Annotated in this window: 19 protein-coding genes; 8 read left to right on the top strand and 11 right to left on the bottom strand. The window is 55.7% G+C overall.

From position 1 onward, the window contains the following. The first annotated feature begins 147 nt into the window (after nt 1-147). The 6 genes from topA to rpmG all read left to right on the top strand — a co-directional run bounded on the left by topA (nt 148) and on the right by rpmG (nt 8,157). Nucleotides 148-2,760: a type I DNA topoisomerase gene (gene topA / locus LB462_RS03535; RefSeq protein ID WP_224505963.1), complete on the top strand. Its 2,613-nt coding sequence runs from the start codon at nt 148-150 to the stop codon at nt 2,758-2,760. Nucleotides 2,761-2,771: 11 nt separating this feature from the next. Beyond that, nucleotides 2,772-5,093: a ribonuclease R gene (rnr, locus tag LB462_RS03530; RefSeq protein WP_370637040.1), complete on the top strand. Its 2,322-nt coding sequence runs from the start codon at nt 2,772-2,774 to the stop codon at nt 5,091-5,093. Then, complete coding sequence (locus tag LB462_RS03525) at nt 5,093-5,524, top strand: DUF983 domain-containing protein (RefSeq protein ID WP_224505962.1); 432 nt, start codon at nt 5,093-5,095, stop codon at nt 5,522-5,524. Before rnr ends, LB462_RS03525 begins: the two co-directional genes overlap by 1 nt. Beyond that, nucleotides 5,521-6,258: an NUDIX hydrolase gene (locus LB462_RS03520; protein WP_224505961.1), complete on the top strand. Its 738-nt coding sequence runs from the start codon at nt 5,521-5,523 to the stop codon at nt 6,256-6,258. Before LB462_RS03525 ends, LB462_RS03520 begins: the two co-directional genes overlap by 4 nt. A gap of 3 nt (nt 6,259-6,261) precedes the next feature. Continuing rightward, entirely contained in the window at nt 6,262-7,437 is a 1,176-nt protein-coding gene (locus tag LB462_RS03515; RefSeq protein ID WP_224505960.1) for an MFS transporter, read from the top strand. 552 nt (nt 7,438-7,989) lie between these two features. Further along, nucleotides 7,990-8,157 (top strand): 50S ribosomal protein L33, encoded by a 168-nt coding sequence (gene rpmG / locus LB462_RS03510; RefSeq protein WP_008122896.1) that lies wholly within the window; start codon nt 7,990-7,992, stop codon nt 8,155-8,157. 95 nt (nt 8,158-8,252) lie between these two features. Here rpmG and LB462_RS03505 read toward each other — a convergent pair whose 3' ends face one another. Next, entirely contained in the window at nt 8,253-9,632 is a 1,380-nt protein-coding gene (locus tag LB462_RS03505) for a PleD family two-component system response regulator (protein ID WP_224505959.1), read from the bottom strand. 18 nt (nt 9,633-9,650) lie between these two features. After that, entirely contained in the window at nt 9,651-10,022 is a 372-nt protein-coding gene (locus tag LB462_RS03500; RefSeq protein WP_008122893.1) for a response regulator, read from the bottom strand. A 310-nt stretch (nt 10,023-10,332) separates the two neighbouring features. On the opposite strand from LB462_RS03500, the gene LB462_RS03495 reads away from it, so the two are divergent. Together LB462_RS03495 and LB462_RS03490 are read left to right on the top strand one after the other, a co-directional pair. Next, entirely contained in the window at nt 10,333-10,620 is a 288-nt protein-coding gene (locus LB462_RS03495) for a DUF3572 domain-containing protein (RefSeq protein WP_224505958.1), read from the top strand. Between the two features lie 84 nt (nt 10,621-10,704). Beyond that, nucleotides 10,705-12,036 (top strand): DNA polymerase IV, encoded by a 1,332-nt coding sequence (locus LB462_RS03490; protein ID WP_370637039.1) that lies wholly within the window; start codon nt 10,705-10,707, stop codon nt 12,034-12,036. Nucleotides 12,037-12,120: 84 nt separating this feature from the next. Here the strand turns inward: LB462_RS03490 and dnaE are convergent, their stop codons facing one another. The 9 genes from dnaE to nuoN form a co-directional block, all read right to left on the bottom strand. Then, nucleotides 12,121-15,603 carry a DNA polymerase III subunit alpha gene (gene dnaE / locus LB462_RS03485; RefSeq protein ID WP_224506041.1) on the bottom strand — a complete coding sequence of 1,161 codons (3,483 nt, stop codon included), beginning with the start codon at nt 15,601-15,603 and terminating at the stop codon, nt 12,121-12,123. A gap of 402 nt (nt 15,604-16,005) precedes the next feature. After that, nucleotides 16,006-16,689, bottom strand: a complete 684-nt coding sequence (locus LB462_RS03480; RefSeq protein WP_114429312.1) for an ABC transporter ATP-binding protein — start codon at nt 16,687-16,689, stop codon at nt 16,006-16,008. Nucleotide 16,690: 1 nt separating this feature from the next. Further along, nucleotides 16,691-17,977 carry a lipoprotein-releasing ABC transporter permease subunit gene (locus LB462_RS03475; protein ID WP_112530907.1) on the bottom strand — a complete coding sequence of 429 codons (1,287 nt, stop codon included), beginning with the start codon at nt 17,975-17,977 and terminating at the stop codon, nt 16,691-16,693. After that, complete coding sequence (gene proS / locus LB462_RS03470; RefSeq protein ID WP_224505956.1) at nt 17,974-19,314, bottom strand: proline--tRNA ligase; 1,341 nt, start codon at nt 19,312-19,314, stop codon at nt 17,974-17,976. The genes LB462_RS03475 and proS overlap by 4 nt, the downstream gene beginning before the upstream one ends. Nucleotides 19,315-19,895: 581 nt before the next feature. Further along, on the bottom strand, nt 19,896-20,165 hold the full coding sequence (locus LB462_RS03465; protein ID WP_112530905.1) for a DUF1467 family protein: 270 nt from the start codon (nt 20,163-20,165) through the stop codon (nt 19,896-19,898). A gap of 2 nt (nt 20,166-20,167) precedes the next feature. Further along, nucleotides 20,168-20,572: a methylmalonyl-CoA epimerase gene (gene mce / locus LB462_RS03460; RefSeq protein ID WP_224505955.1), complete on the bottom strand. Its 405-nt coding sequence runs from the start codon at nt 20,570-20,572 to the stop codon at nt 20,168-20,170. 10 nt (nt 20,573-20,582) lie between these two features. Then, a complete protein-coding gene (locus LB462_RS03455) occupies nt 20,583-22,256 on the bottom strand; it encodes a ribonuclease J (protein ID WP_224505954.1) in 1,674 nt (557 codons plus the stop codon). Nucleotides 22,257-22,276: 20 nt separating this feature from the next. Continuing rightward, entirely contained in the window at nt 22,277-23,119 is an 843-nt protein-coding gene (locus LB462_RS03450) for a biotin--[acetyl-CoA-carboxylase] ligase (protein WP_224505953.1), read from the bottom strand. 7 nt (nt 23,120-23,126) lie between these two features. Then, nucleotides 23,127-24,563 (bottom strand): NADH-quinone oxidoreductase subunit NuoN, encoded by a 1,437-nt coding sequence (nuoN, locus tag LB462_RS03445; protein ID WP_224505952.1) that lies wholly within the window; start codon nt 24,561-24,563, stop codon nt 23,127-23,129. Nucleotides 24,564-24,566 lie beyond the last annotated feature (3 nt).

Below are 24,566 nucleotides of genomic sequence, written 5' to 3'. Positions count from 1 at the left end.
GTTGTGCGAGCAACCATAGGTTGTAATTCACGATTTTTGATGTACAGACCTTGACGTTGTGTCGAAGCCTGTTCATTTCACAGGCCTGTTCCGAAGCTAAATTAGTGCTTTTGCAATCTCACAAGGGCAGGAAAGCTCAAATCTGTAATGAATGTTGTCGTCGTCGAATCGCCTGCCAAGGCCAAAACAATCAACAAATATCTCGGTTCGGGTTATACAGTCCTGGCCTCGTTCGGCCATGTGCGCGATCTGCCGGCCAAGGATGGATCGGTGCGCCCTGACGATGATTTCTCGATGTCGTGGGAAGTCGACTCGGCCTCGGCCAAGAGACTAAGCGACATTGTCAAAGCTTTGAAAGAGAGCGACGGCCTCATTCTCGCAACCGATCCGGATCGTGAAGGCGAGGCGATTTCCTGGCATGTGCTCGAAGTACTGCAGCAAAAAAAGGCTATTGGAAAAAAGGCCGTCAAGCGCGTCGTCTTCAATGCGATCACCAAGAGTGCAGTGCTGGAGGCCATGGCCAATCCGCGCGACATCGATATGCCGCTCGTTGACGCCTATCTCGCACGCCGGGCTTTGGACTATCTTTTCGGCTTCACCCTCTCCCCGGTGCTTTGGCGCAAACTTCCGGGTGCACGCTCCGCTGGCCGTGTCCAATCGGTCGCCTTGCGGCTTGTCGCGGATCGCGAAGCGGAAATCGAACGCTTTATCCGCGAAGAATACTGGAATATCGCCGCGCTCCTGAAAACACCGCGCAATGACGGGTTCGAAGCACGGCTTGTATCAGTCGATGGCAAGAAACTCGGCAAGCTCGATATCAAGAATGGTGAACAGGCCGGCGAGATCCGCGGCATGCTGGAAGGCGCGTCCTTCAAGGCAGCCTCGGTCGAAGCAAAGCCTATCAAGCGCAGTCCTGGCCCGCCCTTCACCACATCGAGTTTGCAGCAGGCGGCCTCCGGTCAGCTCGGATTTTCCGCATCACGCACGATGCAGATTGCGCAGAAGCTGTACGAAGGTATGGATCTTGGTACCGAAACCGCTGGCTTGATCACCTATATGCGTACTGATGGCGTGCAGATGGCGCCCGAAGCCGTTCAGGCGGCACGCCAGACGATCGGTAAGGTTTTCGGCGAAAAATATGTGCCGGAGAAGCCGCGCTTTTACGCCACGAAGGCGAAAAATGCTCAGGAAGCGCACGAAGCGATCCGCCCGACCGATTTCAATCGGCATCCCAAGGACATGCGCCAGTTTCTTGATGCCGATCAGGCACGGTTGTACGAGCTGATCTGGAAGCGAGCGATCGCAAGTCAGATGCAGTCGGCGGATATCGAACGAACGACGGTCGAAATCGATGCGCAGAACGGGTCGCGTTTCGCACAACTGCGTGCGACAGGCTCGGTCATCAGGTTTGACGGCTTTCTCGGTGCTTATACGGATCACCGCGAGGAAGAAGACGTCGATGAAGATGGTGGACGTCTCCCGGAAATCCGCTCCGGAGAGGCTCTGGCCCGCGAGAAAATCAACGCAACACAGCACTCGACTGAGCCGCCTCCGCGCTATTCGGAAGCAACACTCATCAAGAAGATGGAAGAACTCGGCATCGGTCGTCCTTCCACCTATGCATCGACGCTCGCCACCCTTCGTGATCGCGAATATATAACCATCGACAAGCGCAAGCTCATTCCAGAAGCCAAGGGCCGGCTGGTCATTGCCTTCCTGGAAAGTTTCTTCAAGCGCTATGTCGAATATGATTTCACCGCTGATCTTGAAGAGAAACTTGATGAGATTTCCGATGGAAAGCTGAAGTGGAAGGACGTTCTGCGGGCTTTCTGGACCGATTTCTTCGGGTCTGTCGATGGAATCAAGGAACTCCGCGTTACCAATGTGCTGGATGCATTGAATGACCAGCTTGGCCCGCTCGTGTTTCCGCCGCGTGAAGATGGCAGCGATCCGCGTATCTGTCAGGTCTGCGGCACGGGCAATCTGTCGCTGAAGCTCGGCAAGTATGGTGCGTTCATCGGCTGTTCGAACTATCCTGAATGTAAATTCACGCGTCAGCTTGGCGGCAGCGAAGCGGCAAACGAAAACGGCAATGGCGGCGACGAGCCAAAGCTGCTCGGCAAGGATCCCTATACGGACGAGGATATTACCGCACGCAATGGCCGGTTTGGCCCCTATGTGCAGCGTGGCGATGGCAAGGAAGCCAAGCGCGCTAGCCTGCCAAAGGGCTGGACGCTCGATGCGCTGGATCACGAAAAGGCTCTGGCGCTGCTCTCCCTGCCTCGCGATGTGGGCCAGCATCCCGAAACGGCGAAGATGATCTCGGCCGGAATCGGACGCTACGGCCCCTACATCACGCATGATGGGACCTATGCCAATCTGGAGAATGCGGAAGACGTGTTCTCGATCGGCCTCAATCGTGCGGTTACCGTGCTTGCTGACAAGCAGGCAAAGGGCCCGGGGCGCGGTCGGGGTACGCCTGCAGCGCTCAAGGACCTTGGCGAGCATCCCGATGGCGGCGTCATCACGGTGCGCGACGGCAAATACGGCCCCTATGTGAATTGGGGCAAGGTCAATGCCACGCTACCCAAAGGCAAGGACCCGGCGGGCGTGACCGTTGAGGAAGCTCTTGCTATGATCGCTGAAAAGGCGGGTTCCAAGGGTACCAAGAAAGCACCGGCCAAAAAGGCAGCGGCAGCAAAAAAATCTACCGCGAAAAAACCGGCCGCGAAGAAGACTGCCACCAAAAAAGCAAGTTAGGAAAAAATCGATTGGCACGCCGTATCTCTCCCCCCAACGGAAAAAAGCGGTCTGCCAATTCTGAGGCTTCCGGTCGCGAACAGTATATGCCAGGCCGCGACGCAATTCTCCAGTTTATCAAGGAAAATCCTGACCTTGCCGGCAAACGTGACATCGCCAAGGCATTCAATATCAAAGGCGATGCACGGATCGCCTTGAAGGATATCTTGAGGGATTTGGCTGGCGACGGCTTGGTCGAAAAGCGAGCCAAGCGGCTCGCCGTACCTGGCAGCCTACCGAGCGTGGCAGTTCTCGACATTACCGGACGTGACGGCGATGGCGGGTTGATCGCCAAGCCTGCTGAATGGGACGCCAATCACCAGGAACGGCCGCCTGTCGTATTCATTCGCGCCTCACGCAACCAGAAAGGCCCGACTCCCGGCGTGGGCGATCGTGTTCTGGCGCGTATTTTTCATGGTGCTGACCCTACCGGCCCCGCTTATACGGGACGTGTCATCAAGAAGATCGAGCATCGCAAGGACGCTGTTTTGGGCGTGTTGCGCAAACTCGACAATGGCGAGTGGCGCCTTGAACCCGTCGAACGGCGGCAAGTCGAACTCGCCATCGATCCTGCCCAACTGAACAATGCCAAGGCAAATGACCTCGTCGAAGTCGAGGTTTCAAAAGTCAGCCGCTACGGGCTTGCACTGGGCCGGATCACGCAGGTCGTGGGTTCCGTTGCGAGTGAAAAAGCCCTGTCGATGATCGCTATCCACGAGCATGAGATCCCGCATGTCTTTCCGGATAGCGTCACTGCGGAAGCCGAAAAGGCCAAACCCGCAACCATGGCGCATCGCGATGACTGGCGTCATGTTCCATTGGTGACCATCGATCCAGCCGATGCAAAAGATCACGACGATGCGGTCTATGCCGAACCTGATCCGGACGAGAAAAATCCGGGCGGCTTCATTGCGACCGTCGCCATCGCCGATGTCGCAGCCTATGTAACCCCGCGTTCTCAGCTCGACCGCGAGGCTTTAAAGCGCGGCAATTCGGTGTATTTCCCCGACCGCGTCGTGCCGATGCTGCCTGAGCGCATTTCCAACGATCTTTGTTCGCTGAAAGAGTTGGTCGACCGCCCTGCCCTTGCAGTCCGCATGATTTTTGACGCCGAAGGCCGCAAGATCTCGCACACGTTCCACCGCGTCATGATGCGTTCGCACGCCCGGCTCTCCTATCCGCAAGCGCAGGCAGCAATCGATGGCGCGACGGACGAGAAGACAGCGCCGATGCTGGATACGATCCTGAAGCCCCTCTGGGCTGCCTATGTGGTGCTGAAACGCGGCCGCGATGCGCGAGAGCCACTGGAACTAGACCTCCCCGAAAAGAAGATCTTGCTTACACCCGAAGGCAAGGTCGACAAGGTCGTGATCCCGCCGCGGCTCGATGCGCATAAGCTCATCGAAGAATTCATGATCCAGGCCAATGTTGCTGCCGCCGAAACACTCGAGCGCAAGAAACAGCCACTGATCTTCCGCATCCACGACGCGCCTTCGCTGGCCAAGCAGGAAACGCTGCGTGAGTTCTTGCGGACAATGGATATATCGCTGGCCCGCGGCGCAGAACTGCGTCCGAACCAGTTCAACCATATCCTGAAGCGCGTCGAGGGCAGCGAGCAGCAGGATCTCGTCAATCAGGTCGTGCTGCGCTCGCAATCGCAGGCGGAGTACAACCCGGCAAACATTGGGCACTTCGGCCTCAATCTTCATCGCTACGCGCATTTCACTTCGCCCATCCGCCGCTATGCGGACCTTATCGTGCACCGCGCGCTGATCTCGGCATTGGGTCTTGGACCCGATGGCCTGACGCCGGACGAGGAAGCGGCATTGCCGGAGATCGCCGCCCTGATCTCGACGTCCGAGCGTCGCGCCATGGCCGCCGAGCGCGACACTGTCGACCGGCTGATCGCGCACTATCTGGCGGACAAGGTGGGCAGCAGTTTTGAAGGCCGCGTCCAGGGCGTTACGAAAGCCGGCCTGTTCGTCTCGCTTGCGACATATGGCGCGGACGGGTTTATCCCCATTTCAACTTTGGGTGACGATTACTATCTTTACGACGAAACCAACCACGCTCTATCCGGCGAACGCAGTGGCAAGGGTTTCCGCCTCGGTGACGTCGTCGAAGTTCGTTTGGTCGAAGCCTTGCCGGTTGCCGGCGCATTGCGGTTCGAGATGCTTTCAGAACCGCACCCGGTGCCGAGCGGCGTGCGCTCGCACCACAAGGCAAAGCGTTTTATACGCGGAAACCAGAAGCGTCCGTCTACCGTATCGCGGAGCGGACGAAGAGGCAGGTAATGGCAGAACAGATTTTCGGTGCCGATACGGCGCCCGCGAGAGAGCGCCGGCCGGTGTGGCAGGCGATGTGGCGCGGATTGCGCTGTCGCTGCCCGCATTGCGGCGAAGGCAAGCTATTTCGCGCTTTCGTCAAGCCTGTCGACCATTGCGCTGCATGCGGCGAGGACTACACCCATCAGCGGGCCGACGATTTTCCGGCCTATATCACCATCACGATCGTTGGCCACATCGTCCTCGGCGGATTTCTGGCTGTTGAAACCCTCTTCATATTGTCCAATTGGGTGCATCTGGCCATCTGGGTTCCCTTGACGATCCTCCTGTCGATAGGTTTGCTGCAGCCGGTCAAGGGCGCCATCATCGGGTTGCAATGGGCAAATTACATGCATGGTTTTGGCGGCGAGACTGACGATCAGGAGCCACGGGAACAGTGAATGATCAAGGCAATGCCATCCCGATCCAAAAAGACAAGCCGATAGCTCCTATCCGGCCACGCGATGCTGCTTCCTTGTTGCTCATCGACCGCTCCGGCAAGGATCTGCGCATCCTCATGGGCAAGCGGCACATGCGTCACGTGTTTATGCCGGGGAAATTTGTCTTTCCGGGTGGGCGGACGGAACCAGCGGACGGCCGCATATCCGCCATTGCTGAACTCTCCGATGTTGATCAAGCAAAACTGCTGACCGGCATGGGCAGTCGCTCAAGCGTTCAACGCTGCCGGGCAATCGCACTCTCCGCCGTTCGCGAAACCTATGAAGAGGCAGGGCTTCTTCTCGGACGCCGGCATCCAGATACCGTTTCGATATCGCACCCGGACTGGGCCGCTTTTGTCGAACGCAAGATTCTTCCCGATCTTTCCGTCCTGCGCTATTTTGCGAGAGCCACCACGCCGCCTGGTCGCTCCCGCCGTTTCGATACACGGTTCTTCCTTGCTTTTCGCGATGCCGTCGCCGATACCCTTCCCGAAGCAACCGGGCCGTCACAAGAACTCGAAGAATTGTGCTGGCTCTCCTTCCATGAGGCCAACCAACTGGATATTCCCGAGATCACCCGGACGATCATAATGGAGGCCGAGGCCATTCTTGCCGCAAATCCTACCCTAGACCCGGGCAACGCTGTCATTCGTTACCGCATGAAATATGGACGATTCGTCCGAGAGGTTTTTTGATTTATGGATGCAACGCCGACCACTGACCAGACAACCGTCCGGTCTTCCTGGCGCGCGCTTGTCGCGGCCATCGCCACCATCAGCTCTGTTGGTGTCGCCATCGGACTTGGCATTCCACTCCTGAGCGTCATTCTGGAAAGCCGCGGCCATTCGGCCACCATGATAGGCTTGAACGCCGCGGTCGCGGGCATCGCATCGATTGTCGCCGCTCCTTTCGCTGCTCCAATCGCGGCTCGGTTCGGTGTAGTGCCGACCCTGCTTGGAATGTTGCTGATCGGCGGCTTCTCATTCGTGGGGTTTCACTTCTTTACCGAGTTCTGGATGTGGGTCGTATTGCGCGTTTTCCTGCATTTCGCGCTGACAATGCTGTTCATCCTTTCCGAATACTGGATCAATGCCGCCGCTCCTCCCGAAAAACGCGGATTGGTGCTTGGTATTTATGCCACCGTCCTTTCCGTGGGGTTCGCGCTCGGACCATGGCTGTTCTCGCGCATCGGCAGCGTTGGCATCATGCCGTTTGCGGTCGGCTTCTGCATCATCATCTTCGCCATGTTGCCCGTGCTTTTCGCGTGGAAGGAAAGCCCGGATTTCCATGAGGAGGAGCATGTTCCTTTCGCACCGTTCATTTGGGCTGTGCCCACTGCGACGGCAGCCGTCTTTGTCTTTGGCGCCGTCGAGACCGGTGGCTTCGCGCTGTTTCCCGTCTTCGGCTCCCGGATCGGCTATAGCGAAGCAAATGCGGCTCTCCTTCTCACGACCATCGGGCTAGGCAACGTGCTGCTGCAAATTCCAATTGGGCTCCTCAGCGATCACGTCAATGATCGCCGCAAGATCCTGCTTGTCTGCGCATTGATCGGCTTGGCGGGCATGTGCGTCCTGCCATTCATCTATTCCAACTGGTATCTCGTCGCGGGATTGCTGTTCGTCTGGGGCGGCGTTGTGGCCGGCCTTTATACGGTTGGCTTGGCCCACCTGGGCTCGCAGCTTACGGGGCGCGAGCTCGCCTCGGCCAATGCCGCCTTCGTCTTCTGCTACGCAGTCGGTATGCTCGTCGGTCCACAAGCCGTCGGTATCGGCATGGATCTGATGGGCCCCGCGGGCTTTGCAGTCGCCCTCGCGATATTTTTCGCTGCTTACGCGCTTTTGGTGGGCTCACGCCTGATCAGCCGCAGGGGTTAGGTCGGGACCCTAAGCGAGTACAACTACAGCGCGCTTGGAATTATTCGCCACGGTGTTATATTGACCCCGGAGTGAGAGACGAGCTTTCGCCCGCCTCTCTCTTCCTTATCTTTGAAAGTGAACCCGGATCGCTATTGTCCAGCACGTCCGGGTTCTTTTCATAGTAAGGCTGATGCTAAACGGCAAATACCGCATAGATTCAACTCCAAGGTTGAAGGCAAGGCTCTTGCCGCAGTCGGGGGAGCCTATCTCCCCCCCCAATGCACCGGCTGGCTCGGTGTTGCTGCTTTTGCCTTCAAAACTCGAAGGTCGACTCATCGCGTGCTTTGAGGTGCTCGGCAACGAACGCAGGGTTGAATCGAATCTCGGGAAATGCGGTACAAGGTTGTCCTGCAGTGAGGACACGCCGATTGATCGATTATATTGGCGCGGTGACCGACGCAGGCTTGACTTTTGGCGCCGTTCGGTTAAGTGTCCGGCCGAATTTCCGCTTATGGCCACGTTGCTGGACTTGAATAGCGGTCCTCAATAATCAGAACAGGTAAACTGAAAATGGCCAAGGCTGCGAATATCAAGATCAAGCTTCTGTCGACCGCTGACACCGGTTTCTTCTACGTTACGAGCAAGAACAGCCGTACCAAGACGGAGAAGATGTCTTTCCGCAAGTACGACCCGGTCGCACGCAAGCACGTTGAATTCAAGGAAACCAAGATCAAGTAATCTTGTTTTTCCGGAAACAAAAATGCCGCCTCCGGGCGGCATTTTTGTTTGCAACTTCCATTACGTAAAAACGATAAGTTGTTGATTTTTATTTGTCAGGCCGCGGCCGACACAACGCGATTGCGTCCGGCAGCCTTGGCGCCATACAGAGCGTCATCAGCACGCTTCAGCAGATTTTGCACAGTGTCTTCCTTGTGCAGAACGCTGGCAATGCCGATGCTGATTGTTACGGGAGCGCCGGTCCCGCTTTGGTTGACAACAAACGGTGTCGCTGCGACCTCGCGCCTGATGCGCTCGGCCACAACGGCAGCGAGCGCCGAATCGGTGTCCGGCATCACTATGAAAAACTCCTCACCGCCATAGCGGCTCGCGAGATCGCTCCCGCGCACATTCCGCCGCAGGCGTCTTGCGAATTCCCGCAACACTTCGTCCCCGCCGTCGTGACCATGCGTATCGTTTATAAGCTTGAACCGGTCGATATCGGTCATGAGAATGGACAAGGGCCGCCGGCGTTCGACAGCGCGCTTGAACAAGGTTGCCAGATGCGTCTCAAGGTAGAGACGATTATGCAAACCGGTCAGGCTATCCGTCACCGCCATTTCGTAGGTCTTGACGACACTGGCGCGCAAACCATCATGATAGGCTTTTCGTCGAAGCTGTGTGCGCAACCGCGCCAACAATTCATTCGGGTTCAGCGGTCGCACCAGATAGTCGTTCACACCCAATTCCAGGGCGCGTCGGATCAATGGTTCTTCACCCCGATCTGCCACAAGGATGATAGGCAGCGACCGCGTGTTGTCGAGCGACCGCAATTGCGCACAGATGCGCAGCGGGTCAAAATTTGTGAAGCTTGACGAGATGATCAGGCAATCATGGTTGCCTTGGATAGCGTCGAAGAATCCCGTTTGCGGATCCATTTGAACATCAACGACCCCTTCGTCGGCCAATATGCGCTGAATCCGCTCGACACTTTCGGGTCGTTCATCGATTAGCAGAACACGGGCGTTCTTGGCACTGCCCTCGCTGCCAATCGGGAACCGCAAGATCGACTCCAATCCAACATCGCGGGTAGTAGCAACACGTAGCCGCAGCTCGTCGGTCAGGTTCTTCAACCGCACCAAGCTCTTCACGCGTGCAAGAAGTTGCAAGTCGTTTACGGGTTTGGTCAGGAAATCATCAGCGCCAAAGTTCAGTCCGGTAATGCGGTCTGTGTCCTGATCCAGAGCTGTGACCAGCACCACAGGGATATGTGCGGTAGAGGCTTGCGACTTCAGCCTGCGGCAAACTTCGAAGCCGTCCAACCCTGGCATCATGATATCAAGCAGAATGAGGTCAACATTGCTGTTCTCGCATATCTCCAAGGCCTGATAGCCGTCCGATGCCGTGACGACTTCATAATATTCCGCGCTCAGCCGTGCTTCGAGCAGCTTCACATTGGCGGGAACATCGTCAACGACTAGTATGCGGGCCGTCATATTTCACTCCCCTGACGGTCAAGCGTCGCCAAGATAAGATTTGATCGTTTCGATGAACTTCGGCACCGAGATGGGTTTTGAAATATAGGCCTCGCAGCCGCCTTGCCGGATACGTTCCTCATCACCCTTCATGGCAAAAGCTGTAACGGCGATGATTGGTATTACATGCAGATCGTCGTCCGCCTTCAGCCACTTCGTAACTTCCAGACCCGACACCTCGGGCAGCTGAATATCCATGAGGATCAGATCCGGCCGATGTTCGCGAGCCAGATCAAGCGCTTCCAGCCCATTGCGGGTCCGGATGGTTTCATAGCCGCTGGCTTCAATAAGATCGCGGAAGAGCTTCATATTAAGCTCATTGTCCTCGACGATCATCACTTTCTTTACCATTGGCAATTTCCTGTTGATCATGCTTGAAGAACGCATGCCGCCCGTCAAGATCTATGGGACAAAGATCAGATCACAGCCCCAACTGTATGGATGCATTTGATAGCCTGTGATGATTGATGAAAAGGAAACTCTTCAGCCCAATCCCGAAATGCTGCTGATCATGTTTAACCAAGCATTTATTGAACATCTTCTTTTGATCATATTCAACCGGCGGTAGTGAATTTTGGGACAATGAAATGACGTTTAACGTGGCCAAATTGAACTATTCTTCGGCAACAGAACTCAGCAAAACCATGAACAGGCGGAATTAATGAGGAAGCAGATCAATGTTGGCGATGCGGAATCCCTGGCAATCAATTCTTTGATATTTTTGGCCGACGACAGTGAATTGCTTTCCAGGTTCCTTGCGTTGACCGGGATCACCGCCGATCAGATTCGGACGGCAGCCGGAGAACCGGGATTTCTGGCGGGCGTTCTCCAGTTCTACCTTGGGCACGAACCGACATTAATGCGTTATTGCGAGGCAACAGGAACTGATCCTGCCCTTTTCCAGGAAGCACTGCGGCTCCTTCCTGGTGGCCGGCAAGATATCGATTGAACGGTTGATAGGCTTCGGCTGGTCGTTGCAAGGTAAAGGCACCTTCGCTAAGGTCTGCTCGTTCCTTTTATGTTCCGGACCCCGATGGCAACCCTCAACGATCCGAGATTTGGTTTTTGCCGTGACTGTCTGGCCGCCCAGAAGTCGGAAGGACGCCGCTGCCATGTCTGCGGGAGCCCACGTCTCGTGCGCCATCCAGAGCTTTATCGCCTCAGCATCGCTCATGTGGACTGCGATGCGTTCTACGCTTCGGTTGAAAAGCGCGACAATCCGGAATTGCGAAACAAGCCCGTCATTATTGGGGGCGGAAAACGCGGCGTCGTTTCAACAGCTTGCTACGTCGCCCGCATCCATGGTGTGAAGTCGGCGATGCCGATGTTCAAGGCCCTGGAGGCTTGTCCGCACGCTGTCGTCATCAGTCCCAACATGGAAAAATATGCGCGGGTCGGTCGCGAAATCCGGCAGATGATGCGCGATTTGACTCCTTTGGTCGAGCCGTTGTCGATCGATGAAGCTTTTTTGGATCTGTCGGGGACCGAGCGTCTGCATCACGATCCACCTTCCCGGGTGATGGCGCATTTTTCAAATCGTGTAGAACGAGAAATGGGGCTTTCCGTTTCGGTCGGCATTTCCTACTGCAAGTTCCTGGCGAAGATCGCCTCGGACTTCGAGAAGCCACGCGGCTTTTCCATCATCGGACAACAAGAGGCCCCCGCTTTTCTCGCCGATAAACCGGTGACCATGATATGGGGCGTCGGCAAGGCGTTCAATGCAACGCTTGAGCGCGACGGCATCCGCACCATAGGCCAACTTCAAACAATGGAGCTCGGCCCCTTGATGGCCGCCTATGGAACGATGGGACAGCGCCTCTACCGTCTATCGCGGGGACTTGATACGCGCCGCGTCGAACCTGACAGCGAGAGCAAAAGTGTATCCGCTGAAACGACCTTCAATGAAGATATCGCATCGCTTGAAGAGCTCACACCGATTTTGCGGTCTTTATCGGAAAAGGTGTCGAGGCGCCTCAAAGCGGCTGACATCGCTGGAAGGACTGTCATTCTCAAATTGAAGTCCCGGGATTTCAAACTCAGAACCCGAAACCGGCAGTTGGCCGATCCGACACAACTGGCCGACCGGATTTTCCGCACCGGCTTTTCGCTGCTTGAAAAAGAAATCGACGGCACGCGATTTCGTCTGCTCGGGATCGGCGTCAGCGACCTTGGCAATGATGATCGCGCCGACCCGCTCGACCTTGTCGATATTCAGGCCACTAAACGTGCGGTTGCCGAAACGGCAATAGACAAGCTTCGCGGGAAATTCGGCAACCATGCTGTCGAGACCGGATACACGTTCGGCAGGGTCAAATCTCGAGTCGAAGCTCTGCCAGATGACACGGATTCAAATGAAAATCGGTAAATATGGGACAAGACTCTCCGAATCTGGAACGAAAACCTCCACCCGGAATTGCAATTCAGTTGCAGCCGGTTGAGGCTTTGCCCCTCAGGCCATCTCGACTTCCACAATTCCCGGAATGGCTTTCATCGCACTGGCGACCTGCGGACCGACACGATAGCGGTTCGGCAGTTCGATCTCCACTTCGGTTGCGCCATTTTCCTTGATCAGGATCAGGCTCACCACCTGGCCGTCGTTTTGCGGGGTTAAATAGGGAGTAATGGCGCTTAATGGTTCGCTGGAACGCATATAAAGGCGCAGTGCCTTCTGCATGCGGGTCGCCTCATCTTCGAGCGATTGGGCCGTCTGGATGCGCAGACTGATGCCCTCCGGGCGGTCCTCGGCACCAACAGTAACCACTACCGAGCGACCGGGCTCAAGCAGGTCGCGGTACTGCGACAGAGCTTCAGAAAAGAGTACCGCCTCGAATTGTCCTGAAGAATCAGAGAATTGGATGATTCCCATCTTGTTGCCGGTTTTGGTCTTGCGCTCTTGTTTGGCCGTAATTGTCCCGGCTAGACGCCCTGCATTGGCGCCGCGCTTGACCGCCGCCGAAAACTCCGACCAAGTCTGGACGCGCATCTTTTCAAGCACCGCCCGGTACTCGTCGAGCGGATGCGCCGAGAGGTAGAACCCCGCCGCCTCGAATTCCCGTCGCAACTTCTCCGCCGAAAGCCAAGGTGCAGCCGCGGGAAGTTGGATGGTTTGGGCACTTGCGGCCATTCCCCCGAATATATCCGCCTGACCGCTAACGCTGTCTTCCTGCGTGCGTTGTGCATGACCGATAATCCGGTCGAGCCCGGCAATCAGCGCCGGTCGTTCACGCCCGAAACAGTCGAAAGCCCCAGCATTTATAAGGCTTTCGAAGACACGGCGGTTGACGACACGCGGATCAATCCGCTCGCAGAAGTCATCGAGGCTGGCGTAGGGCGTCGCACCGCGCTTCTCGACAATATGATCGACAGCTGCTTCGCCAACGCCCTTGATGGCCGCCAGCGAATAGAAGATGCGGTTCTCGCCTACCTCGAACAAACGATAAGACGTATTGACCGATGGAGTGACGACTTCGATGCCAAGCCGTACCGCCTCCCGGCGGAAATCGTTGAGCTTGTCCGTATTGGACATGTCGTATGTCATTGATGCGGCAAGGAATTCTACTGGATAGTGGGCCTTCATGTAGGCCGTCTGGAACGACACGATCGCATAGGCGGCGGCATGGGATTTGTTGAATCCGTAGTCCGCGAACTTGGCCAACAGGTCGAAGATGAAGTTGGCTTGCGGCTTGGTCACTCCACGCTCGACAGCACCGTCGACAAATCGGACCCGCTGCATGTCCATCTCGGCGCGGATCTTCTTGCCCATGGCACGCCGAAGAAGATCGGCCTCGCCGAGCGTATAGCCCGACATTTCCTGCGCGATCTGCATCACCTGTTCCTGATAGATGATGACGCCTTGAGTTTCCTTGACGAGATGATCGATCTTCGGATGGATCGATGCCATCTCCTCATCGCCGTTCTTGCGCGCATTGTAGGTCGGAATGTTCTCCATCGGGCCCGGCCGATAGAGCGCGACGAGCGCGATGATATCCTCAATCCGGTCAGGCCGCATGCCGATCAGCGCCTTGCGCATGCCGGTACTTTCCACCTGGAACACCCCGACAGTCTCGCCGCGCGATAACATCTCGTAAGTGGGCTTGTCGTCGAAGGGCAGATTCGAAAGATCTACCGTGATGCCGCGCCGCTTGAGGAGATTGACGGCGGTCTGCAGAACTGTCAGCGTTTTCAGACCCAGAAAATCGAATTTGACCAGCCCAGCCTCTTCAACCATCTTCATGTTGAACTGCGTAACTGGCATATCCGAACGCGGATCGCGGTACATCGGCACAAGTTCTGACAAAGGCCGATCACCGATGACGATACCCGCGGCGTGAGTCGACGCGTGGCGATAAAGCCCCTCCAGCTTCAAGGATATGTCGAGCAATCGCTCGACGACTGGCTCCTTGTCACGTTCCTCCCGCAATCGTGGCTCGTCTTCGATCGCCTTAGACAAAGTCACGGGATTAGCCGGGTTTGCTGGCACCATTTTGGTCAAACGGTCGACCTGACCATACGGCATTTCCAATACACGCCCGACATCGCGCAATACGGCGCGAGCCTGGAGCGTACCGAAGGTTATGATTTGAGCTACCTGATCACGGCCATATTTGCCCTGAACATAGCGAATAACCTCATCGCGGCGTTCCTGGCAGAAGTCGATATCAAAGTCCGGCATCGAGACGCGGTCCGGATTAAGAAAGCGCTCGAAGAGCAGGGAGAAACGAAGGGGATCGACATCCGTGATCGTCAGGGCATAGGCGACAAGTGAACCCGCGCCTGATCCACGTCCGGGACCGACTGGGATATCATGAGCTTTGGCCCATTTGATAAAGTCGGCAACGATAAGAAAATAACCCGGATATTTCATCCGGGTGATGATAGAAATCTCGTATTCCAGCCGCTCCGAATATTGCTCGGCTGTATGTCCACCGGCTAGCCCCAAGGTCTGGATCCGCTGCGCAAGGCCTTCCCGCGCCTGACGCGCCAACTCATCGGCCTCGGCTTGCAACGCCGCTTCCGGGTCAGCACTCTCGCCCGTAAAGCGCGGTAAAATCGGCGCACGGTTCTTCGGGTAGTAGGAACAACGCAGTGCTATCTCGACAGTATTCTCCACTGCCTCAGGCAGATCGGCAAATAACTCCACCATCTCGTCTTCGCTCTTGAGATAGTGATCCGGTGTCAACCTGCGGCGATCGTCAATCGACAGAAGAGAGCCGGAGGCAATCGCCAAAAGTGCATCGTGCGCTTCATAGTCAGCACTTTTGGAAAAAAACACATCGTTCGTGGCAACGAGTGGCAGCTCCAACTCGTACGCAAGTTCAACCTGGGCCGCCTCCAATACACGATCGTAACCGCGATGACGCTGGAGCTCAACATAGACCCGATCACCGAACAGCGATTTCAAATAATTCAGCCGCTGCCGCGCACGATCAATCCGATCGTCCTTGATCGATTTGGCGATGGGGCCTTCGGGACCGCCAGACAAAGCGATAATACCGTCCGTACGACCTTTGAGCCACGCCGATGTGATATGCACAGGATCACCAGCTGGGGTTTCCAGGTACGCGCGGCTGACGAGGCGCACGAGATTGGCATAGCCTACCTCCGTGGCAGCAAGGAGCACGAGCGGCGCCAGTCCCAGCGCTTCGCGCCTGTTGGCGTTGCGGCTTTCCTCCGCCTGGTCATGAAAGGCGATATCAAGCTGACAGCCAATAATAGGCTGTAGACCTGCCTTCGATCCTTTCTGGGCAAATTCAAGAGCCCCAAAAAGATTATTAGTGTCGGTAATCGCAATCGCCGGCGCCTTGTTGCCAACGGCGAGATCAATGACTTTCGGGACCTGCAGGGCACCTTCAAGTAAGGAATACGCAGAATGGACTCTAAGGTGCACGAAGCGCAACGCTTGTTTGCTCGCGACGCCTAGACCGCTGTTGATCTGTCCATCTGCCAATTATTCTGTCTCCGAAAACCTGAACGGAGAAACTGATTCACCGCGCATTTATAGTCGGACATGCGCGATGAGGTGTCCACCAGTATTGAGGCTTCAGGTATTTTCATCGGTGGACAAGAATCGGGATCACAAGCACTCAAAACGTTCAGTTGCAGCGATCCCGACTTCGTCAGATTGCGCTGACCCACATTGCAAACGTCGCAATGAACAGGCTGACTGTAACGAATGACATAACGTCCTGGAAAAGTTCGCTCATCGGTAAAACCCTTCTTCGTTTCATGTATGTCTATGTTTTGTTCTATTTTTGTTCTAAAGTCAAGTACACCAAATCGCCCATTGGCGCTATGGTTGTCGAAATATTAATGGAAGGTAAAATGGATCGCGCGATCAGAGGTTGGTGATTTTGCCGTCCTTGAGCGTCACACGCCTGTCCATGCGGCGCGCCAGCTCAAAATTGTGAGTGGCTATCATGGCTGACAGCCCCGACTGTCTAACAAGCGCTTCAAGTGCTTCGAACACATAGGAAGATGTCACCGGATCGAGATTGCCTGTAGGCTCATCAGCGAGAAGCACCAACGGTGCATTTGCCACAGCACGGGCAATAGCCACGCGCTGTTGCTCACCGCCGGAGAGTTCGCTGGGACGGTGCGAAGCACGTGCGCCAACCTTCATGTAATCGAGCAACTGCTGGGCGCGCTCGGACGCCACAGCTGGCTTCATACCGCGAATTAGTTGCGGCATCATAACGTTCTCCAATGCCGTGAATTCCGGGAGAAGATGATGGAACTGATAGACAAAGCCGATGTCGTTTCGCCGTATGGCCGTACGCTCTTCATCGGAAAGCGAACCACAGGACCTGCCATCGAGAATGACATCGCCGCTATCTGGCCGCTCCAGCAATCCAGCCGTATGCAAAAGTGTCGATTTGCCGGCCCCGGAAGGCGCGACAAGCGCCACCATCTCGCCTTTGCCAAGCGAAAAGCTGGCGTCGTTGAGAATGACCAACTCACGGCCAATCTCATCATAACGGCGGCCGACATTCATCAGCTGCAAAATTGGCCCTGCCACCATGTTATTCGTACCTCAAGGCTTCAACGGGATCGAGCTTGGCTGCGCGCCATGCTGGAAACAACGTTGCCAGAAATGACAGGACCAATGCCATGAGAATGACCGAGAAGGTCTCGTTGAAATCCATTTTGGCGGGTAAGGTGCTCAAGAAATAGAGTTCAGGATTGAACAGCGTGGTGCCGGAAATCCAGGAAAAGAATTCTCTGATTCTTTCAACGTTGAGACATACGACGACACCAAGAACCACACCTGCAATCGTTCCGGTCACGCCGATCGCAGCACCAGTCATAAGAAAGATGCGCAGGATCGAGTTTCGCGTCGCCCCCATGGTCCGAAGGATGGCAATGTCATGCCCCTTGTCCTTCACCAGCATTATAAGTCCGGAGATGATATTGAGAGCCGCGACGAGAACGATCAGCGTCAGAATCATGAACATGACATTGCGCTCAACCTGAAGGGCGGAAAAGAACGTCTGGTTGCGCTGACGCCAGTCGGTAAGCATGATCGAGCGCTGTGCCGCATCCTCGATCGGTTTCTTCAACGCGTCGATATTGTCCGGATTATCGGCGAATATCTCGATCGATTGAACCTTGTTTTCCTGGTTGAAATAGAGCTGCGATTCATCGAGCGGCATAAGTACGATCGATGCGTCATACTCGGACATGCCAATCTCGAATATGGCCGTAACCGGATAGGATTTGACACGCGGAGCCATGCCGAGCGGCGTCACATCCCCATCCGGAGATATCAAGGTAAGTTTATCACCGAGACCGAGACCCATATTTTCAGCCATACGCGTCCCGATAGCGACGCCGCCAGCCGTGTTGAATCCCTGAAACGTACCTTGGCGCACATTTTTGGAAACAAGCTGAAGTTTCGCGATGTCTTCCTCGCGCAAGCCGCGCACCAGGGCGCCAGCCCCTGCCCCGACATTACCCTTGGCCAGCACCTGGCCCTCGACGACTGGAATAGCAAAGGAAACACCAGGGACAGCGTCGACGCGCTTGATGACCGCATCGTAATCGTCGAAAGGCCGATCCATCGGCTGCATGATAACATGACCGTTGATGCCGAGGATGCGCGTCAAGAGTTCAGCGCGAAAGCCGTTCATCACTGCCATCACGATGATCAACGTTGCAACGCCAAGCATGATCCCGGTAAAAGAGAATCCGGCAATCACGGAAATGAACGTTTCCTTGCGCCGGGCGCGCAAATAGCGCCAGGCGATCATACGTTCATAGGCTGAGAACGGCTTGGAACCGTTCGGCGCGGTGACTGCCTTTTCGCTCATAAAATTCCTGCCTGAACGCCCGCGAGCTTGTTAAGCGCAGCTTCGATACTCAAGGTCTCGCGCTCGCCGGTCGCTCGGTCCTTGATCTCTACCTCACCGGCAGCAACGCCGCGCGGGCCGACTATCACGTGTGTGGGCAGCCCAATCAGATCCATGGTAGCGAATTTCGCCCCTGGGCGGTCATCCGTATCGTCGAGCAGAGGTTCAAGGCCAGCATTTGTCAACGCATCGTACAATTTAGCCGCAACGGCGTCGCAGGCTGCGTCGCCGGGTTTCATATTCACAATACCCACACCGAAGGGCGCAACGGCTTTCGGCCAGATAATGCCGTCCTCGTCATGCGACGCTTCGATGATTGCAGCGACTACACGCGACGGCCCAATACCGTAGGAGCCCATTGAAACCGGGTAGTCCTTGCCGTCTGGTCCGGTTACCTTGGCGCCCATTGGTTCGGAATATTTCGTTCCAAAGTGGAAAATGTGGCCCACTTCGATACCGCGAGCAGCGAGTTGCTCCGAAGCATCGACCTTTTCCCACGCCGCCTCGTCATGCATTTCGTCGGTGGCAGCATAAGGCGTGGTCCAGCGCTTAACGATATCGGCAATCTGCGCATCATCACTAAAGTCGGTATCGGGACCGGGCACGGGCAGATCGAGATAGGCACGATCACAGAAAACCTGGCTCTCGCCTGTATCGGCGAGAATGATGAATTCATGGCTGAGATCGCCTCCGATCGGACCCGTATCGGCCCGCATGGGAATGACTTTGATACCCAGTCGCGAAAACGTGCGCAGATAGGCAACGAACATGCGATTGTATGCCGCTTTCGCGCCCTCAAAATCCAGATCGAAGGAATAGGCATCCTTCATCAGGAATTCGCGCGAGCGCATGACCCCGAAACGCGGGCGGCGCTCATCGCGAAACTTCCACTGGATATGATAAAGATTGAGCGGTAAGTCTTTGTAGGATCTGACATAGGCGCGGAAAATCTCGGTGATCATTTCCTCATTCGTCGGACCAAAGAGCATGTCGCGATCACCACGATCCTTGATGCGCAACATCTCGTCGCCATAGGCGTCATACCGTCCGCTTTCGCGCCAAAGATCAGCGGACTGGATTGTCGGCATGAGGAGTTCGATTGCACCGGAACGATTCTGCTCCTCGCGAATGATGGCGCTTACCTTGTTCAGAATCCGCAGACCGGCCGGCAACCAGGCATAGATGCCCGCCGATTCCTGGCGTATAAGACCTGCCCGCAACATCAGGCGGTGGGAGACGATTTCCGCCTCCTTGGGGTTTTCTTTCAGGATGGGTAAAAGGTAACGGGAAAGCCGCATGGAGAATCACCAAATTGAACATCGCCTGAGTGCTTTAAGAATCAGGCAAAACCAAGTGCAAAGTGATGTTTCTTTACCGGCTTCCCGGTGGATTGGGAACCCGTAATGCCAAATGAAACGGGTGGGGATTTATAAGAGATTCACTGCCTTGCTGGATTTGTAAGCAAAAAATGACAAGAACGAATATTTTTCGTGACATTTCGCAGGCAGTCCGCTATTTTTTTAATCATAAGGAGAAAGTAAGAATATTTCTGCTTTCCTACGCGGTCAAAGTCTTGGGAGGATGTGACCTAGGCGCGGTTTTCCGCAGCCGCCACGCAAGTGGATTTGGTCAGACGCGATCTTTAAAATGCAAGGTGAAAGCCTTGCATTTTTTTTGTCTGAATTTGTCGAATCAATACGTTGCTGTATTTTCTTGAAGTAACATATAACTTGCCTCTTGGTGCTTCAGCTTCCAACACTTCATTGTAAATAAAATTGCGGTAGGAACGATGTGAGAGATTACTGGCGCGCGCCGCATCCAATTCCATTAGCAAGCTAATTTGATTTTTTTCGTGGCGAGTAATTCTAACTGGCGAAATTCAGTCCAGTTGCGGGAAAAAAACCGGCAGATCGTTTACTCCGTAGCCCAGCACCTCATTCACGACATAGAAGATGGCAAATATGATTGTGGCCACAATCGTCGTCAGCAGGAAAACCCGGCCCATCCGGTGCTTGTGCGGTGCGCTCGGTGTTGTTCCCAGCGTCACATCGTCTTCGTCGGCCTGCGTGCGAAGGCCAATTGGCAGCATTGTGAAAAGAGTGAGCCACCAAAATATGAAATACACCGCCATTGCTGTCGCGATTGGCATTCTTATTCTTGCTCCAGTTCAATCAGCGTTCCGCTAAAATCCTTCGGGTGAAGAAAAACAACGGGCTTGCCGTGCGCGCCGATCTTCGGTTCGCCATCACCAAGGATGCGCGCACCCTGCTTTTTTAACCGATCGCGCGCCGCGTGGATATCGGGCACTTCGTAGCAGACATGGTGCATACCGCCTGACGGGTTTTTGGCCAGAAATGCGGCAATGGGCGAGTCCGCGCCCAACGGTTCCAGCAATTCAATCTTGGTATTGCCAACATCGATGAAGACGACGGTGACGCCATGTTCCGGCAAAGCTTGCGGCTGTGTCAGTTTTGCCCCAAGCGTATCGCGATAAATCACGGACGCTACCTCCAGGTCAGGCACGACGATCGCGACATGATTGAGACGTCCCAGCATGGGCGTTTCCTTATGGGCGGGTCACGAAAACCGTAACCACCGGCTTTTTACCCCAGACCTCATTGGCCGCGGCGCGAACTGCCCGGCGCACTGCTTCGCGCACCATGGCAATATCCTTGCGTTTTTCACGCGGAATACTTTGCACCGCACTCACCGCCGCATCGTACAGCAGATCCTCGAGCAGCTCACCTTCGGCGTCATTTTCCGGAAGCCCGATCGGAACGATCTCAGGGTCCTCCATGATGTTGAATTTCTCGTCAAGCAGCATCGAAACCGCAACATGTCCGACATAGGAAAGCTTGCGGCGATCGACGATGCCGACCTCTTCCTCATCACCGATGAGCTTGCCGTCCTTGTACCACCGGCCAATCGGAGCTTGATCAATGATTTCCGCCTTACCCGGCGCAAGACGCAAAACGTCGCCATTGCGCACCTGAGGCACTTCCGGAATTCCCGCCATCGCCGCCAGCGAACCCTGTCCGACCAGATGTGCGGCCTCGCCATGCACAGGTACGAGGATGCGTGGACGCACCCACTCGTACATGCGCTTCAATTCATTGCGGCGCGGATGACCGGAGACGTGAACCAATTGATCGCCGTCGGAAATGATGTGGATGCCCTGCTCGATCAACAGATTCTTCGTATCGATAATCGGTTTTTCGTTACCGGGAATCGGGCGCGAAGAATAGATCACCGTATCGCCTGCCGATAATGCAACGTTGCGCATTTCGTCGCGCGCGAGCTTGGCAAGCGCCGCGCGCGGCTCGCCTTGGCTGCCAGTCAAGACGATCACCATGTTTTCGCGCGGTATATAGCCGTAGTCGTCCTCGGACAGGAATTCGGGAACGCCATCGAGATAGCCAAGCTCGCTCGCCACATCGATCATGCGCTTCATCGATCGGCCAAGAACCAGCGTTTGCCTGCCGGCATCGCGCGCCGCTAAAGCTATCGAGCGAATGCGCCCGACATTCGATGAGAACGTTGTTATCGCAACCCGGCCGCGGGCATTTTCTATGATCTCACGCAAGCTTTCGCCTACCTCGCGCTCGGATGGGGACTCACCATCGCGCAAGGCATTGGTAGAATCGCACATCATCGCGAGCACGCCCTCGTCGCCGAGTGCGCGAAACCGCGCTCCATTGATGAGCGGTCCGAGCGAAGGTTCCGGATCCATCTTCCAGTCGCCAGTATGAATGACCGTACCCAGCGGTGTCTTGATCGCCAGCGAAACGGGCTCGGGAATCGAGTGCGTCACGGCAATCGCTTCGAACTCGAATGGACCCACGTTAAAAGCTTCACCCGCCCGGTAGATCGTTACAGGAATATTCGGTGCACCAGGTTCCGACTGGCGCTTGGCAGCAAGCAGACCTGCCGCGAAGGGCGTCGCATAAACGGGAACGTTCAGTAAGGGCCAAAGGTCAAGCAACGCACCGTAATGATCCTCGTGGGCATGCGTAATGACAATGCCCTTGAGATTGTGGCGTTCCGCTTGCAGGAAACGAATATCCGGCAACACCAGATCAGCGCCTGGAAGGTCGGGGCCGGCAAAGCTCACGCCCATATCGACTACAACCCATTCGCGTTTATGCGCAGGACCATAGCCGTACATTGCCAGGTTCATCCCGATCTCGCCGACACCACCTAGGGGCAGGAAAACAAGTTCTGCTTGATCGGAATTGGCCATTTATACTCCTAAACTAAAATCTACTCAGCGCTTGCCGATGCCACTGCACCAAAATGAACATCGCCAGCGGCAATCTTTATCCGTTCGCCCTCATTGTCGCGAATAACAAAGCGGCAATCTTCATCAATAGTCTCGAATATACCACGCAGCACCGCTCCGTCGACTCGGACGGCGACTTCGCTGCCCACGCCTGCCGCCCGTGCAAGCCAGCGCTTGCGAATCTCGGCTAGTCCACGGCCTTCGCTCCAGAGTCTGCTGTTTTCTTCCCATGCATCTGACAAGGCTAGAAAAAGCGTTTCTGCATCGCAATTTGCGCCGAGCTTCACCAACGAAGTGGCTGGGTAAGGAACATCGTCGGGGTAGACGACTACATTGACCCCGATACCAACAACGATCGCCAAGCGACTATCTGGCAGTTGTGTCGATTCCAAAAGAATGCCCGCAAGCTTTGCACCGTCTGCCAAAAGATCGTTCGGCCATTTCAGCTCAACCCGTAAAGCCGATTTACCGCGTCCGGTATGTCCCGCTCCATCGATGCCGACTTTGAATGTTGCTGATACAGGACAGACAGCGTCCAACGCATCAGCAAGTGAGAGCCCGGCAACGAAGCCCAATGTAGCCGCGGTCTTCAGCTCGAAGTTGCCCGTCAGCAAAAGTGACGCGGCAAGATTGCCATGTGAGGTCGCCCAGGCACGTCCTCGCCGTCCGCGACCGCTCTCCTGCTGTTTGGAGACGATCCAAAGTTTTCCGGGATCGCCTGCCTGCGCACGTTCCAATGCCACGGCGTTGGTTGAGCCGATCGTATCGAATGCCTCCAGCCGAAAGCCGTCTTGCTCTGCCAGAGGCGAAAGTGAGAATCCCATCGGGCTCCTAGAAAAACGTCTTGGCGGCGGCGTTGGCAAACGTGCTGACCGGTCCGCCGACCAGGACGTAGAATAGCACCAGCAGGCCGGATACACCAAGAACGAGGCGCAACTCGCCCGCCATGGGAACGAAAGCGCCGACTGGCTCGTCGAACCACATGATCTTGATGATGCGCAGATAGTAAAACGCACCGACGACCGATGCCACGATACCGATAATAGCCAGCGCATAAAGGTTGGCCTGCATGGCTGCAAGGAAGGTATACCATTTGCCCCAGAACCCAGCGAGCGGGGGAATACCGGCCAACGAGAACATCAGGATCGTAAGGATGGTCGCCATGATCGGGTTCGTCCGTGACAAGCCGGCAAGATCGCCGATCAACTCGACATTGCCTTCCTTGCGACGCATGGCAAGAATAAAGGCGAACGTGCCAAGTGTAGTGACCAGATAGATCAGCATATAGATCGCAACACCGCGGACACCCACCAGTGTACCGGCGGAGAGCCCGACAAGCGCATAGCCCATGTGGCTGATCGATGAATAGGCCATAAGACGCTTGATATTGCGCTGGCCAATAGCAGCGAATGCACCAAGAACCATAGATGCGATAGCAATAAACACGATGATCTGCTGCCAATCATGGGTGATAGGCTGGAAGGTCTCAACGGCAACACGTGTAAACAAAGCCATGGCGGCCATTTTAGGTGCAGTCGCAAAGAAGGCGGTGACCGGCGTAGGCGCCCCCTCATAAACGTCCGGTGTCCACATGTGGAACGGTACCGCCGAAATCTTGAAGGCAAGACCCGCAAAGATGAATACGAGGCCAAACACAACGCCAAGCTGCCGCTCTGAGCTGCTTAGTGCCTGTGCAATGGCTTCAAAACCGGTGTGGCCTGTAAAGCCGTAAACCAGAGAAATGCCGTATAGCAGCATGCCCGAAGAGAGCGCACCGAGAACGAAATATTTGAGGCCAGCTTCCGTCGAGCGCGCGCTGTCACGGTTGATGGCAGCGACGACATAAAGTGCAAGCGACTGTAGTTCCAGACCGAGATAGAGCGATAGCGTGTCATTGGCCGAAATCATCAGCAGCATGCCGAGCGTCGCCAGAAGGGCCAGGATCGGGAACTCGAACTTGTCGAACTTCTCTGATTTGGCAAAACCGACCGACATGACAAGCGTCACTATAGATCCGACCAGGGTCAAGACCTTCATGAAGCGAGAAAATGGATCGCTGACGAAAGCGCGCCCGAAGACGTGACCGTCCTGCGGGAACAGAACGACAAGCGCTAGCGCCACGAGCAAGATGGCTACCGTAAGACTGTTGACAAGCGAATAGGCCCGCTCCCCAGAGAACGCCCCGATCATCAGTAGCGCCAGTGCGCCCACCGTTATCAGGAGCTCAGGAGCCATAAGCGTCAGATTGGCAATCATGTCGGTCTGCATCGG

The sequence above is a fragment of the Phyllobacterium chamaecytisi genome, from assembly GCF_020164455.1.
GTDB classification, from domain to species: Bacteria; Pseudomonadota; Alphaproteobacteria; order Rhizobiales; family Rhizobiaceae; genus Phyllobacterium; species Phyllobacterium chamaecytisi.
This window is presented reverse-complemented; position numbering and strand designations above follow the sequence as displayed.

Bases quoted from the DNA above. Each gene is read 5' to 3' on its own strand.
- topA (WP_224505963.1), top strand. From the start codon at position 148: ATGAATGTTGTCGTCGTCGAATCGCCTGCCAAGGCCAAAACAATCAAC.
- LB462_RS03525 (WP_224505962.1), top strand. From the start codon at position 5,093: ATGGCAGAACAGATTTTCGGTGCCGATACGGCGCCCGCGAGAGAGCGC.
- LB462_RS03515 (WP_224505960.1), top strand. From the start codon at position 6,262: ATGGATGCAACGCCGACCACTGACCAGACAACCGTCCGGTCTTCCTGG.
- rpmG (WP_008122896.1), top strand. From the start codon at position 7,990: ATGGCCAAGGCTGCGAATATCAAGATCAAGCTTCTGTCGACCGCTGAC.
- LB462_RS03505 (WP_224505959.1), bottom strand. From the start codon at position 9,632: ATGACGGCCCGCATACTAGTCGTTGACGATGTTCCCGCCAATGTGAAG.
- LB462_RS03500 (WP_008122893.1), bottom strand. From the start codon at position 10,022: ATGGTAAAGAAAGTGATGATCGTCGAGGACAATGAGCTTAATATGAAG.
- LB462_RS03495 (WP_224505958.1), top strand. From the start codon at position 10,333: ATGAGGAAGCAGATCAATGTTGGCGATGCGGAATCCCTGGCAATCAAT.
- LB462_RS03490 (WP_370637039.1), top strand. From the start codon at position 10,705: ATGGCAACCCTCAACGATCCGAGATTTGGTTTTTGCCGTGACTGTCTG.
- LB462_RS03480 (WP_114429312.1), bottom strand. From the start codon at position 16,689: ATGGTGGCAGGGCCAATTTTGCAGCTGATGAATGTCGGCCGCCGTTAT.
- LB462_RS03475 (WP_112530907.1), bottom strand. From the start codon at position 17,977: ATGAGCGAAAAGGCAGTCACCGCGCCGAACGGTTCCAAGCCGTTCTCA.
- proS (WP_224505956.1), bottom strand. From the start codon at position 19,314: ATGCGGCTTTCCCGTTACCTTTTACCCATCCTGAAAGAAAACCCCAAG.
- LB462_RS03465 (WP_112530905.1), bottom strand. From the start codon at position 20,165: ATGCCAATCGCGACAGCAATGGCGGTGTATTTCATATTTTGGTGGCTC.
- mce (WP_224505955.1), bottom strand. From the start codon at position 20,572: ATGCTGGGACGTCTCAATCATGTCGCGATCGTCGTGCCTGACCTGGAG.
- LB462_RS03455 (WP_224505954.1), bottom strand. From the start codon at position 22,256: ATGGCCAATTCCGATCAAGCAGAACTTGTTTTCCTGCCCCTAGGTGGT.
- LB462_RS03450 (WP_224505953.1), bottom strand. From the start codon at position 23,119: ATGGGATTCTCACTTTCGCCTCTGGCAGAGCAAGACGGCTTTCGGCTG.
- nuoN (WP_224505952.1), bottom strand. From the start codon at position 24,563: ATGCAGACCGACATGATTGCCAATCTGACGCTTATGGCTCCTGAGCTC.